Source organism: Georhizobium profundi, from assembly GCF_003952725.1.
GTDB classification, from domain to species: Bacteria; Pseudomonadota; Alphaproteobacteria; order Rhizobiales; family Rhizobiaceae; genus Georhizobium; species Georhizobium profundi.
Genome location: NZ_CP032509.1, coordinates 3,296,485 through 3,310,003 on the forward strand (window position 1 = coordinate 3,296,485; position 13,519 = coordinate 3,310,003).

The following is a 13,519-nucleotide window of genomic DNA, read 5'->3' on the forward strand; positions in this document are numbered from 1 at the left end:
CACTCCGTCCTGAACCCTTACACAGGGGCGGTCCTGACGGGCCGCCCTTCGTCTTTCCACGAGGATCACCCCCATGAAAAACTTCGTCCAGCCCGGCAACACCATCACCCTGACCGCGCCCTATGCCGTCGCCTCCGGCGATGGCCTGCTCGTCGGCACCATCTTCGGCGTCGCCGCGGGCGCCGCCGCCCTCGGCGAGCCCGTCGAGAGCGCGCTCGTCGGCGTGTTCGATATCAACAAGGTCGGCTCCCAGGCCTGGACCGTCGGCGCCAAGATCTATTGGGACGACGCCAACAAGCGCTGCACGACCGTGGCAACCGACAACACGCTCATCGGCGTGGCGACCGAGGCGGTGGCGAGCGGCGCGGGCGACACCGTTGGCCGGGTACGGCTGAACGCGACGTTCTGATGAGCGCCTTCGCCGCCGCCGTGGGCGCGCTCTTTGCCGATCCGAACATCGGCCGGGACGCGGTCTACATCGCCGACGGTGGCGCGCCTGTGCTTGTGCGGGTCGTTGCCCGGCGCGCGGATGCCGTCTCCGACTTCGGCGATGCGCGGCTCTGGTCCGAGACCACCCGGATCGACCTGCGCGTGGCCGAGGTGGCGAACCCGCGTCCCGGCGACCGCTTGGAAATCGACGGCGATGCCTTCCTCATTCAGGGCGAGCCCGCCCGCGACCGCGAGCGGCTGGTCTGGACCGTGGATCTGAGGCCAGCGTGAAACTGAAGCTCGACATCGATCCCGACATCGTCGCGATGATGGCGGCTGAGGTCGCGGCGGGCGAACGCGCCGTGACGGCCGCCATGCGCGAGGCCGGGACCGGGCTGAAGACCGCATGGCGGTTGCAGATCACCGGCGCGGGGCTCGGGCCCCGGCTCGCCAACTCGATCCGGAGCCAGAACTTCCCGAGGTCGGGCGAGAGCCTGGATGCCGCGGCGCTGGTCTGGTCAAAAGCGCCGGTCATCGTCGGCGCGCATGACACGGGGCCGTTGATCCGCTCGAAGGACGGGTTTTGGCTGGCGATCCCGCTGCCCGCCGCGGGAAAGTCCCTGCGCGGCGGCAGGATCACCCCCGGTGAATGGGAACGGCGACGCGGCCTGCGCCTGCGCTTCGTCTATCGTCGCACCGGACCGAGCCTGCTGGTGGCGGAGGGACGGCTGAACACGAAGGGCCAGGCGGTAGTGTCGCGCTCGAAGACCGGGCGCGGCAAGGTCACCGCACCGATCTTCCTGCTGGTCCCGCAGGTCAAGCTGCCGAAGCGGCTAGACCTCGCACGAGACGCGGACCGGGCATTGGACAGCGTGCCGGGGCTGATCGTGGCGAACTGGGTGGAGGAAAAGCTCTAGCCTCGCCTTTTCATTATGTCCGACGTGTATCCACGCTTGAGCTTCTTCGACTTTGAGAAGTAACCGATCTCTGTGTCAAACAGATCGGAAACTCTAAGAAGGTTTTCCTTCAATGTCCCGTGGCTTATCGCGGTGTCCTTGATTGTGAACATCAAGTGATAAAGGGCTGGCCAAAACACCGCCGCCGTTGTGAATGGAATATCCTCGCGCGGCCCGACCACGGAATAGCACCCTGTTTTGGGGATGATTTCCTTGGCCATGTCCTCATGAACCATCGAGCAGGCGGAGAGGAACAACCGTCGACCGCCAAGGTGTGGAGCTAAGATTTCTGCTAGCTCGTCGTAATCGATCTCGTCTTGGTTTGTCGTACACATCCCCTCAGGTTCAGCATGTGCTGAGATATGCAAATACCGGTACCGTGACTTCCCGAAATCCAAGGCAGCTTGCTCGAACTGCTCTCTGGTCCGGACATACGAGTATTTTGGATTCTTTCCATGGAGCCGTAGGACATGGGAAACGACACTGCCTTCAAATCGTCCATTCCCCTCATCGTCCGGGTCCAAGGACTCGATAATGAAAACATCTGGAACTGTAGCCAATAGTCGCTCCTGTGCAGCTACTGTGAGTATCCTTTGGGAGCTTCTCTATGGCAACCGCTCGCGAAACCATCCTCGCCGCGCTGCACACGCGGCTATCGGCACTGCCATCGACCGCACTGCGCGGTGAGGTGCTGCCCGAACGCGTCCCGGCCGAGGGCCTGCTGATCCTGCGCGACGGCGAGCCGGGTGAGCCCGAGGTGACGCTCTCGCCGCTGGTCTATCACTACCAGCACCGCGCCGAGATCGAGGCTGTCGTTCAGGGCGCCGACCGTGACGCCACCTTCGACACGCTCTGCGCCAGCCTCGGCGCAGCACTCGCCGCCGACCGTACGCTCGGCGGGCTCTGCGACTGGGTCGAGACCGAAGCCCCGCGCCCGGTCGATCTGCCGGTCGAGGGCGCGGCCAGCCTGAAGGCCGCCGTGATCCCGGTGGTGCTGCACTATTCCACGGCCGATCCGCTCGGCTGATCCCGACAACCCGAGGAGAACACCATGGCACGAGCCCAGGGGGCGCGCGCGCTGATGGCGCTTGCGTTCGAGACGACCTATGGAACGCCGCCCGCGAGCGGCTTCACCCGCATGCCCTTCGCCAGCACGTCGCTCGGCGCGGAACAGCCGCTGCTGAACTCGGAGCTGCTCGGCTACGGCCGCGATCCGCTGGCACCGATCAAGGACGCGGTGACGGCGGACGGCGATGTCGTCGTGCCGCTCGACGCCGAGGCGTTTGGCTTCTGGCTGAAGGCCGCGTTCGGTGCGCCCACGACCACGGGTGTGGAAGCGCCGTACAGCCACGAGTTTCAGTCCGGGTCCTGGACGCTGCCCAGCATGTCGATCGAGACCGGCATGCCGGAGGTCCCGCGCTACGCGATGTACTCGGGCTGCGTGCTCGACCAGATCACCTGGCAGATGCAGCGCTCGGGCCTGCTGACCGCGACGGCGCGGCTGGTGGCGCAGGGCGAGACGGTGGGCACGACCACCAGCGCCGGAACGCCCGCCGCGCTGGAGCTCAAGCGCTTCGGCCATTTCAACGGGTCGATCACGCGGAATGGCACCGCCCTCGGCAACGTGGTCTCGGCCGAGATCACCTACGCCAACAACCTCGACCGGATCGAGACCATCCGCTCGGACGGGCGCATCGACGGTGCCGACCCGTCCATCGCTGCGCTGACCGGCCGGATCGAGGTGCGCTTCGCCGACCAGACGCTGGTGACGCAGGCCATCAATGGCGAGGCCTGCGAGATGGAGTTCGCCTACGTCCTGCCCTCGGGTGAGAGCTTCACCTTCACCGTGCACGCCGTCTACCTGCCGCGTCCGCGCATCGAGATTTCCGGGCCGCAGGGCGTCCAGGCGACGTTTGACTGGCAGGCGGCGCGCGACGGCGTCGTCGGCCGGATGTGCACGGCAACCCTGATCAACGACATCGAGGTGTATTGAGGATGCTGACGCTCGACCTGACCAACGCGCCGCGCTGGCATGACCTCGCCCCTGGCGTCCGGGTGCAACTCCGCCCGCTGACCACGGCGCTGATGGTGGCGACGCGCAGCGATCCGGCCGTCGAGGCAGTTCCGGGGGACGCATCGGACGAGGAACGCGCCGTCGACTTCGCCAAGGCGCTTGCCCGCCGCGCGGTGCTTGCCTGGGAGGGCATCGGCGACGCCGAAGGCAACCCCATCGACCCGAGTCCCGAGGCCATCGATGCGCTGCTCGACGTCTGGCCGATCTTCGAGGCCTTCCAGCTGACCTACGTCTCGAAGGGCCTGCTGCTGGAACAGGAAAAAAACGTCTCCGCGCTCTCGCCGAATGGTCCTTCGGCGGGGGCGAGCGCTATTGCGAAGCCTGTGCGCAAGCCTGCCCGGACTGCCCGGCGCGGCTGAACCGTCCGGAAACTCCGGAGGGTTGGCAGGTCTGGGACCTGGTCGGCCGTCTCGGTGGCCAGCTGCGTGTCCTGCCCGGCGCGGTGATCGGGTGGGACATGTCGGCGGCGCTGGCGCTCGGTGACGCTCTCGGCGTGCCGCCGCTCGCCATGGCCGAACTGCTGCCCGTCATCGAAGCGGTGATGGTCGCCAAACTCAACGAACAGATGGATCATTCCCATGGCGGAAAAACGGGTTAGCGTCCGCCTCGCGGCCGTGGGCGGACGGCAGGTGCGTGCCGAACTGGAGGGCGTGGGCGAAGCCGGATCGCGTGGCTTCGGACGGCTGAGCCGGGAGATGGAAGCGGCCAACGCCCGGCTGGCGGCGTTTTCTCGTCGTGTAGCTGTGGCTGCAGCCGCCGCCGTGGCAGCCGCTGCAGCCGCTGGCGTGGCAATGATCCGGTCCGGCCTGCAGACGGTGGATGCGCAGGCCAAGCTGGCGCAGTCGCTCGGCACCACCGTCGCCTCGATCCAGATGCTGGAGCGTGCGGGCGAACTGGCGGGCGTGTCGATGTCCGGGATCGAACAGGCCACCAAGGATCTGACGCGGCGGCTAAGCCAGGCGGCCGCCGGGACCGGTCCCGCCGCCGATGCGCTGGACCGGCTGGGGCTCTCGGCCAACGAGCTGATCGCTCTGCCGCTGGACCAGCGCGTCGGCGCCATCAACGCGGCGATCGAGGCGTTCGTGCCCGCCGCCGAACGCGCGGCGGTCGCGGGCCAGCTCTTCGGCGAGGAAGGCTCCATCGCCATGAGCCGGATCGACACCGCGACGCTGCGCCAGGCGACCGAGGACGTCCTCGCCTTCGGTGTCGTCGTGTCGGAGCAGGACTCCGACCAGATAGAGCGGACGAACGACGCCATCTCCCGACTCGGGCTGATCTGGCGCGGGCTGTCGAACCAGCTGGCCGTCGCCGCAGCGCCCGCGCTGGAAGCCGTCGCGGATGCCATGGCGGCGGTCGCCAGCCGCACCGGACCGCTCGGCATCGCGATCCGCGGTCTCTTCGACAACATCGGTCGCCTGACCACCTATGCCGCGACCTTCGCCGCCTTCCTCGCAGGCCGCTGGGTGGCCGGCATGGCCGCCGCCGCACTCTCGGTCCGTGGCCTCGCCACGGCGCTGGTCGTCCTGCGTGGGGCGCTCATCCGCACCGGGATCGGGGCGCTGATCGTCGGCGCGGGCGAGCTCGTCTACCAGTTCACCCGTCTCGTCTCCGGCGCGGGCGGTTTCGGAGAAGCGATGTCGCTCCTGAAGGACCTCGCGATCGAGATCTGGGAGCGGATCAGGATGGGCGCGGCGGCTGCGGGTGCGGCCGCCACGGCGATGTTCTTCGACCTGAAGGCCGATGCCGCGTCGGGCATGCAGAGCGCCATCGAGAGCGTCGTGGCTTTCGGCAACACCGCGGCGAACACGTTCGAAGGCGCCTACGAGGCGATCAAGGCGATCTGGGGTCTGCTGCCCGCCGCCATCGGCGATCTGGCGTTCCAGGCGGCCAACAGCCTGGTCGACGGCGTCGAGGCGATGCTGAACGGGGTGGTCTCACGCATCAACGGCTTCATCGGCGGCATCAACCAGGGGCTGGAAGCACTCGGCTCCGAGCGCCGCATTTCGCTGGTGCCCGACCTCGACCTCGGCGAGATCGAGAACCGCTTCGAGGGTGCGGCCAGTGCTGCCACGACAGCGGCGCAGGCGGCGTTCGAGCGGGCTTTCGAGGACAACCCGCTCACCGCACCCGATCTCGGTCTGACCGAGGCGGCCGCTCGGGCGCTCGAGTCCGCGAACCTCTATCGCGGGGCCGCGCGCGATCTGGACGAAGGGGCACGTGCGCCCCTCGAAAGCTGGCAGGCCCTGCGCGACGCGGTGCGCGGTACCGACGAGGCGAGCACGGACGCGCTGACCGAGGCCACCGGCGCGGCCGAACGGCTGGAGACGGCGCTCGGCGGTGCCGGACGTGCCGCGACGGGTGCCGGTGCGGCGGCCGGGGCCGCTGCCGCTGCGGCAGAGCCCGCGACCGAGGCCGCCGTCACCGGCTGGCAGGCGGTCACGGCAGCGCTGTCGGATTACGCCAGCAAGGCCCGCGACATCGGTGGCGACATCGGCCAGAGCCTCGTCGGCGCTTTCCAGTCAGCCGAGAACGCGGTGGGCCAGTTCGTGAAGACCGGCAAGCTGAACTTCCGCGACCTCGTCACCTCGCTGCTCGCCGATCTCGCCCAGCTCGCGGCGCGGCGCTTCATCCTCGGGCCGATCGCGAATGCGCTCTCCGGCGTGTTCTCCGGGGCGGGCGGCATTTTCGCCAACGTCCTGCATGCGGGCGGGATGGTCGGATCGGCCGGGCCGTCCCGCATGGTCCCGGCCATGGCCTTCGCCGCCGCCCCGCGAATGCATTCAGGCGGCATGGCGGGGCTACGCCACGATGAGGTGCCCGCGATCCTGCAGCGCGGTGAGCGGGTGCTGTCGCGGCGCGAAGCGCAAAGCTACGGCGCAGGCGGCGGCGTCAACGTCACCATCATGGCCCGCGACGCCGAGAGCTTCCGCCAGTCGCGCACGCAGGTCGCGGCCGACATCGCCCGCGCCGTGTCGCTCGGGCGGAGGGGCATGTGAGTGCGACCCCGCAAGTGGGAACCGGTTGCGGGGGCCAGAGCACGAACGAGGGAGAAACTTGATGGCGTTTCACGAGGTCAGGTTTCCCGACAATATCAGCCGAGGCGCGCGGGGCGGGCCGGAACGGCGCACGCAGATCGTCGAGCTCGCCTCCGGGGACGAGGAGAGGAACGCCAGCTGGGCGAACTCACGCCGTCGCTACGATGTGGCCTACGGCATCCGCCGCGCCGACGATCTGGCGGCGGCGGTCGCGTTTTTCGAGGCACGGAACGGGCGGCTGCACGGTTTCCGCTTCAAGGACTGGGGCGACTACAAGTCCTGCCTGCCTTCGGGCACGCCGTCGCCCACCGACCAGAGCATCGGCACTGGCGACGGCACGACGACCGCCTTCCAGCTGGTCAAGCGCTACACCTCTGGCGCCCAATCCTGGACGCGCGCCATCGCGAAGCCGGTGGCGGGCACCGTGCGCATCGCGCTCGATGGCGTCGAACAGCCCAGCGGCTGGTCCGTCGACACCACGACCGGCGTCGTCAGCTTCAGCACCGCGCCGGGCGCCGGCGTCGCGATTACCGCGGGGTTCGAGTTCGACGTGCCCGTCCGCTTCGACACCGACGTGCTCGACGTGACGCTGGACCTCGAGCGGCTCGGCTCGATCACCTCCATTCCGCTTCTGGAACTGCGCAGATGAAGACCCTTGATCCCGCCCTGCAAGTCCATCTCGACGAAGGCACGACCACGCTTGCCTGGTGCTGGCGGATCACCCGCGCGGATGGCGCGAGTTTCGGCTTTACCGACCACGACCGGACGCTCAGCTTCGATGGGACCGACTTCGAGCCGGAGAGCGGGCTGATCGCCTCCGAGGTCCGTTCGGGCTCGGACCTGTCCGTCGATGCGCAGGATGCCGAGGGCGTTCTGACCTCCGACCGGATCACCGAGACCGACATCCAGGACGGCCGCTGGGACAACGCCGAGGTCGAGGTCTGGCGGGTGAACTGGGCCGACACCGGGCAGCGCGTACTGATGCGGCGCGGGGCCATCGGTCAGATCCGGCGCGGGCGGCTCGCTTTCGTCGCCGAGGTCCGCTCGCTCGCCCATGTGCTGGGCCAGACGGTCGGGCGGACCTTCCAGGCGACCTGCGACGCGGCGCTCGGTGATGGACGCTGCGGTGTCGATCTGGAGGACCCGGCCTTCAAGGGCACGGGCGCCGTCATCGATCTCTTGCGCGACCGGGCCTTCACCGCCTCCGGTCTCTCCGGCTTCGAGGCCGGCTGGTTCACCTTCGGCACGCTGAACTGGACGAGCGGCGCGAACGCGGGGCGTCAGACGGAAGTGCTGGGCCACGACGTCACGGACGGCATCGCCGTGCTGACCCTGCTCGAAGCGCCGGTGCGGTCTATCGCCGAAAGCGACGCCTTCATCATCCGCGCGGGCTGCGACAAGCGCATGGAGACCTGCGGGGCCAAGTTCGCGAACATCGCCAACTTCAGGGGCTTCCCGCACATACCCGGCCAGGACGCCGTGCTGCGCTATGCCACCAAGGATGGCGGCCACGAAGGGTCGGTATTGTGATCTCCGCCGATCCTGAGCGCGTCATCGCCATTGCGCGCTTCTGGCTGGGCACGCCGTATCACGACCAAGCGAGCCTGCGCGGCGTCGGCTGCGACTGCCTCGGCCTCGCGCGGGGCGTCTGGCGCGAGGTCGTCGGCCCCGAGCCGTTCCCGATCCCGCCCTACAGCCGCGACTGGGGCGAGACCGGACCGCGCGAGGTGCTGGTCGAGGGTGCGCGGCGCATGATGATCGAGGTGTCGCCTGCCGACGCCGGTCCCGGCGCGCTGGTGCTCTTCCGCATGAAGCCCCGCGCCATCGCCAAGCATGTCGGGATCCTCACCGAGCCTGGCACTTTTCTGCATGCCTACGAGCGGCTCGGCGTGATCGAGGAGCCGCTCACCAACGCCTGGCGGCGTCGCATCGCCTTCGCTTTCCTGTTCCCGCAACGCTGAGACCCCCGACATGGCCACCCTCGTTCTCGGCGCTGCCGGCGCCGCCATTGGCGGTTCGATCGGCGGCGCGATCCTCGGCGTCAGCGCCGCGACCATCGGCGGCTTCATCGGCTCCACCATCGGCTCGGTCGTGGACAGCTGGATCATCTCGTCGCTGGCGCCCACGCAACGCATCGAGGGCGCGCGGCTCGACACGCTGCGCATCACCTCGGCCACCGAAGGTGCGGTCATCCCGCGGCTCTACGGCCGCATGCGCATGGGCGGCAACATCATCTGGGCGACCGATTTCCGCGAGGAGACGAAGACCACCACGCAGGGCGGCGGCAAGGGCGGCGGAGGCGGCAAGGTCAAGACCACCGAGTATCTGTACTACGCCTCCTTCGCCGTCGCCTTGTGCGAGGGTCCGATCACCGGCATCGGGCGCATCTGGGCCGACGGCAAGCCGATGGAGCTCTCCGGCGTCACCTGGCGCTGGTATCCCGGCAGTGAGACTCAAGGTCCCGATCCGTTCGTCGCCGCGAGGATGGGCGCGGCCAGCACGCCCGCCTATCGCGGCACTGCCTATGTGGTCTTCGAGGAACTTGCGCTCTCGACCTATGGCAACCGCCTGCCGCAGCTGTCGTTCGAGGTGTTCCGGCCGCTCGCCGACCCCGACACGGCCGAGGGGTTGACCCGCGCCGTCACCATGATCCCGGCCTCGGGAGAGTTCACCTACGCGACGCAGGCGATCCGCAAGACCGATGGCGGCGCGACGGTGCCCGAGAACCTGAACGCGCTGGCCGACTCCACCGATATGGTGGAGGCGCTGGACCGGCTGCAGGCGATGGCCCCTGCGGTCGAGAGCGTCAGCCTCGTCGTCGCCTGGTTCGGCGACGATCTGCGCGCGGGATCCTGCAAAGTGCGGCCGGGCGTCGAGGTGTCGGCCAAGTCGACCACGCCCGCCAGCTGGTCGGTGAACGGCGTCAGCCGCGCCGCCGCCTTCCTCGTCAGCCGCGACGATCAGGATCGTCCGGTCTATGGCGGCACGCCATCCGACTTCGCGGTCGTGCAGGCGATCCAGGAGATGAAGACGCGCGGGCTGCGCGTGACATTCTATCCGTTCATCCTGATGGACGTGCCGCCGAGCAATACGCTGCCGAACCCGTACTCCGACAGCGCCGCCGAGACAGGCCAGCCCGCGTTCCCCTGGCGGGGCCGGATCACCTGTTCACCCGCGGCTGGATTCGCGGGATCGGTCGACAAGACCGACACGGCCGCAAGCCAGGTCGCGGCGCTGTTCGGCGCGGCCACGCCTGCGAGCTTCAGCGTCTCGGGTCAGTCGGTTTCGTGGACCGGGCCATCAGGCGACTGGGGCCTGCGCCGCATGGTGCTGCACTACGCCCATCTCTGCGTGGCAGCGGGCGGGGTGGACGCCTTCCTCATCGGGACCGAGATGCCGGGGCTGACGACGATCCGGTCGGGAGCATCCGCCTATCCGGCGGTGCAGGCATATCGCGATCTGCTCGCGGATGTGCGCTCGATCCTCGGGTCGGGGACGAAGATTGGCTATGCGGCGGACTGGAGCGAGTATTTCGGGCACCAGCCGGGCGATGGTTCGGGGGACGTGTTCTTCCATCTCGACCCGCTCTGGGCCGATCCGGAGATCGATTTCGTCGGGATCGACAACTACATGCCGCTCTCCGACTGGCGCGATGGCTTCGAGCACGCGGACGCGGCCGAGGGCTGGCCCGCCATCTACGACCGGGCCTACCTGCAGGGGAACATCGCGGGCGGCGAAGGCTTCGACTGGTTCTATGCCAGCGCGGCGGACCGCTCCGCGCAGGTCCGCACGCCGATCACGGATGGCGGCGCGGGCAAGTCGTGGGTCTTCCGCTACAAGGATCTGCGCGCCTGGTGGTCGAACCCGCACTATGACCGCCCGGGCGGGGTGGAGAGCGGCACGCCGACGGCATGGACGCCGGAGTCCAAGCCGATCTGGTTCGCCGAGCTGGGCTGTCCCGCCATCGATCGGGGCACGAACCAGCCGAACGTCTTCTTCGATCCAAAGTCCTCCGAGAGTTTCACGCCGCATTTCTCGCGGGGCTGGCGGGACGACGCCATCCAACGCGCGTATCTGGAGGCGACGTACCTCTGGTGGGGCGAGGCTGCGAACAACCCGCTGTCCTCGGTCTATGGCGGCCGGATGGTGCATGTGCCTGAATGCGCCGCCTGGACCTGGGACGCGCGGCCCTATCCCTTCTTCCCGGCGCTGACCGATGTCTGGACGGACGGCGCGAACTGGCGGCTCGGCCACTGGCTGACGGGGCGGCTCGGCGCGGTGTCGCTGGCCGCGCTCGTCCGGCACCTCTGCCTGCGCGCCGGGCTGCCCGAGGACCGGATCGATGTCACAGGCCTCTGGGGCGCGGTCGAGGGCTACGCCATCACGGCGCTGGAAAGCCCGCGCGCCTCGATCACCACCCTGTCGCGCCACTTCGGCTTCGACGCGGTGGAGACCGAGGGCGTGATCCGGTTCATCATGCGCGGCCGGGCCTCCGTCGCCACCCTCGCGCCCGACGATCTGGTCGCCGCCCGCGAGGGCGACCTGCTGGAACTGACCCGCGGCCAGGAAACCGAGCTGCCGCATGCCCTGAAATGGCAGGTCGCCCGCGCCGACGAGGATTACGACGCGGCCCTCGTCGAGGCGCGGCGCATCACGGTCGACACGACGCGGATCGCGTCCGAGAGCTTCCCCATGGCGGTGCCGCCCGAAGAGGCCGAGCGACGCTGCCGCCGCGCGCTCATGGAGGCGTGGGTGGGGCGCGAGACGGCGGCGTTCCGATTGCCGCCCTCGCGGCTCGCGCTCGACCCTGCCGACGCGATCCGGCTCGCCCATGATGGGCGTCTGGTCGATCTACGGCTCGTCTCCATCGCCGACGCCGAAGCGCGCGGCATCGAGGCGGTGCGTCAGGACCGGGCGACCTACGATCTGCCGCCCGGCGACCCCCGCGCAGCCTCACTGACGCGGGCTGTCGTGTTCGGCGCGCCAGATGCGGTGCTGATGGACCTGCCGCAGCTGACCGAGGATCAGCCCGCGCATCGGCCGCTGATCGCCGCGCACGCCGTTCCCTGGCCGGGCGAGATGGCGGTGTTCCGCAGCCCCGCTACGGATGGCTTCGAGCTGCTGACCACCTTCGGCAGTCGCACCCGGATCGGGGCGCTGGTCTCGGACCTCTACGCCGGGCCCACATCGCGCTTCGACCTCGGCAATGCGCTGGTGGTCGATCTGCTGACCGGCACGCTGGAAAGCGTCACGGACCTGACCCTCTTTGGCGGCGCCAATGCACTGGCCATCGAGAGCGCGCCCGGCGCCTGGGAAATCGTGCAGGCGGGCGCGGCGGAGCTGCTGGCGCCGGGCCGATACCGCCTGACCCGGCTCCTGCGTGGCCAGCGGGGTACCGAGGGCGCGATGGGCAACCCGGCGCCTGCAGGCACGCGGGTCGTCGTGCTGGACTCTGCGCTGGCGTCCCTGCCGATTGCCGAGGCTGATCTCGGATTGCCGTGGAACTGGCGCATCGGCCCGGCGAGCCGTCCGGTCAGCGACGAGACCTATGTTGCGCAGGCCTTCACGCCCGAAGGCATCGGGCTGCGGCCGTTCTCCATCGCCCATGTCGAGCAGCCTTGGCGCACGCCGCGTACGCCCGGCGATCTCACCATCCGCTGGACGCGCCGGTCCCGCGCGCTGTCCGCCGACAGCTGGGGCGCGGCCGAGGCGGCTCTCGCAGAGGAAACCGAGGCCTACAAGGTCGAGCTCCTCGACGGCGCCACGGTGAAGCGCGTGCTGAGCACGGCCACCACCAGCGCGCTCTACACCGCCGCCCAGCAGACCGCCGACTGGGGCGCGCCGCTCGGCCCCGGCGACACGCTCGACATCCGCATCTACCAGCTCTCCGCCCTCGTCGGGCGGGGCGCGCCGAAAACCGTCACGCTCACGTTCTGAAGGCCATCCCATGTCCGACGCCACGACCAATCTCCTGCTGCCCTACATCCTGGCGGCGCAGGCCCAGAAGCATGTCAGCCATAACGAGGCGCTGCGGATCCTCGACGGGCTCGTCCAGCTTTCCGTTCTGGATCGCGACCTGACCAGCCCGCCCGGCTCTCCGGCCGACGGGGATCGCTACATCGTCGGCTCGGGCGCAACCGGGGACTGGGCGGGCTGGGACCTGAACGTCGCGCTGTGGGCCGACGGAGTATGGGTCCGCCTGCCGCCGCGGGCCGGCTGGCGGTCCTGGATCGAGGATGAAGGCACGCTGCTCGTTTATGACGGCTCTAATTGGGTCAGCACGACGCCAACGGCCCTGCAGAACTTGGAGTTGCTCGGGATCGGCACCACGGCGGATGCGTCGAACCCGTTCTCGGCCAAGCTGAATGCCGCGCTCTGGACGGCCAGGACCGTGGCCGAGGGCGGCACCGGTGATCTGTTCTACACCATGAACAAGGAGGCGGCTGGCGACGATCTCGGGCTGACGCTGCAGACCGGCTTCGTAACCAAGGCGCTGCTTGGGCTCTTCGGCTCGGACAAGTTCCGGCTCGCGGTTTCGGCTGATGGCACGAGTTTCTTTGACGGGCTCATCGTCGATAACGCGAACGGCATTGTCGACCAGCCTCGGCTGCCCCGCTTCAAGGCGTACACGAACTTCGACAACTACGTCGCGGTCGACACCTGGACGAAGATCGGCATCAACAACACGGACTACAATGACCAAGGCGCCTTCGACGCCGGCAACAATCGTTTCGTCGCGTCAGTCGGCGGCACCTACCTCTTCGGCGCGACGCTTCTCTACAAGGTCAATTCCAGCACCACGGCGCGAATGCGCGGGCGGCTGGTACTGAACAGCGCCACCGAAATCAGAGGCTCCTTCGGCGAGGTCAGCGGAGGACACGTTTCGGAGGCGACTGCTCTCTGGCTGCAAACGATGGTGACATTAACCGCAGGCGACACTGTCGAGCTGCAGGGGTATTTCCGGGTCGCGGACGGCTACTTCGCCGCCGACCACACGTCCTTCTGGGGCTGCAAGATCGGCTGAG

At 68.8% G+C, this 13,519-nt stretch carries 14 protein-coding genes; 13 read left to right on the forward strand and 1 reads right to left on the reverse strand.

Going from position 1 to position 13,519, the window contains the following annotated elements; all coding sequences use genetic code 11:
• Window positions 1–73: 73 nt before the first annotated feature.
• From D5400_RS15850 to D5400_RS15860, 3 genes are read left to right on the forward strand one after another with little or no spacing between them, the layout of a single operon-like run.
• A complete protein-coding gene (locus tag D5400_RS15850; protein WP_126010886.1) occupies window positions 74–409 on the forward strand; it encodes a DUF2190 family protein in 336 nt (111 codons plus the stop codon).
• Window positions 409–720, forward strand: coding sequence for a head-tail joining protein (locus D5400_RS15855; RefSeq protein WP_126010887.1), 312 nt, complete (start codon window positions 409–411; stop codon window positions 718–720). Before D5400_RS15850 ends, D5400_RS15855 begins: the two co-directional genes overlap by 1 nt.
• Window positions 717–1,346, forward strand: a complete 630-nt coding sequence (locus D5400_RS15860) for a DUF6441 family protein (RefSeq protein ID WP_126010888.1) — start codon at window positions 717–719, stop codon at window positions 1,344–1,346. The genes D5400_RS15855 and D5400_RS15860 overlap by 4 nt, the downstream gene beginning before the upstream one ends.
• Here the strand turns inward: D5400_RS15860 and D5400_RS15865 are convergent.
• Entirely contained in the window at window positions 1,343–1,945 is a 603-nt protein-coding gene (locus D5400_RS15865; RefSeq protein ID WP_126010889.1) for a hypothetical protein, read from the reverse strand. The genes D5400_RS15860 and D5400_RS15865 overlap by 4 nt on opposite strands.
• Window positions 1,946–1,992: 47 nt before the next feature.
• Here D5400_RS15865 and D5400_RS15870 point away from each other — a divergent pair, with 47 nt between their 5' ends.
• The 10 genes from D5400_RS15870 (at window position 1,993) to D5400_RS15910 (ending at window position 13,518) form a co-directional block, all read left to right on the forward strand.
• Entirely contained in the window at window positions 1,993–2,412 is a 420-nt protein-coding gene (locus D5400_RS15870; RefSeq protein ID WP_126010890.1) for an acyl-CoA transferase, read from the forward strand.
• A 24-nt stretch (window positions 2,413–2,436) separates the two neighbouring features.
• Complete coding sequence (locus tag D5400_RS15875) at window positions 2,437–3,378, forward strand: phage tail tube protein (RefSeq protein ID WP_126010891.1); 942 nt, start codon at window positions 2,437–2,439, stop codon at window positions 3,376–3,378.
• Window positions 3,379–3,380: 2 nt separating this feature from the next.
• Window positions 3,381–3,818, forward strand: coding sequence for a hypothetical protein (locus tag D5400_RS15880; protein ID WP_126010892.1), 438 nt, complete (start codon window positions 3,381–3,383; stop codon window positions 3,816–3,818).
• 98 nt (window positions 3,819–3,916) lie between these two features.
• Entirely contained in the window at window positions 3,917–4,057 is a 141-nt protein-coding gene (locus D5400_RS21425) for a DUF7697 family protein (protein WP_023851451.1), read from the forward strand.
• Window positions 4,038–6,455, forward strand: coding sequence for a phage tail tape measure C-terminal domain-containing protein (locus D5400_RS15885; RefSeq protein WP_126010893.1), 2,418 nt, complete (start codon window positions 4,038–4,040; stop codon window positions 6,453–6,455). The genes D5400_RS21425 and D5400_RS15885 overlap by 20 nt, the downstream gene beginning before the upstream one ends.
• Window positions 6,456–6,516: 61 nt before the next feature.
• Complete coding sequence (locus tag D5400_RS15890; protein ID WP_126010894.1) at window positions 6,517–7,143, forward strand: DUF2460 domain-containing protein; 627 nt, start codon at window positions 6,517–6,519, stop codon at window positions 7,141–7,143.
• A complete protein-coding gene (locus D5400_RS15895; RefSeq protein ID WP_126010895.1) occupies window positions 7,140–8,024 on the forward strand; it encodes a DUF2163 domain-containing protein in 885 nt (294 codons plus the stop codon). Before D5400_RS15890 ends, D5400_RS15895 begins: the two co-directional genes overlap by 4 nt.
• Window positions 8,021–8,455 (forward strand): NlpC/P60 family protein, encoded by a 435-nt coding sequence (locus tag D5400_RS15900; protein WP_126010896.1) that lies wholly within the window; start codon window positions 8,021–8,023, stop codon window positions 8,453–8,455. The genes D5400_RS15895 and D5400_RS15900 overlap by 4 nt, the downstream gene beginning before the upstream one ends.
• Window positions 8,456–8,465: 10 nt before the next feature.
• Complete coding sequence (locus D5400_RS15905; RefSeq protein ID WP_126010897.1) at window positions 8,466–12,431, forward strand: baseplate multidomain protein megatron; 3,966 nt, start codon at window positions 8,466–8,468, stop codon at window positions 12,429–12,431.
• A 10-nt stretch (window positions 12,432–12,441) separates the two neighbouring features.
• Complete coding sequence (locus tag D5400_RS15910; protein ID WP_126010898.1) at window positions 12,442–13,518, forward strand: DUF2793 domain-containing protein; 1,077 nt, start codon at window positions 12,442–12,444, stop codon at window positions 13,516–13,518.
• Window position 13,519 lies beyond the last annotated feature (1 nt).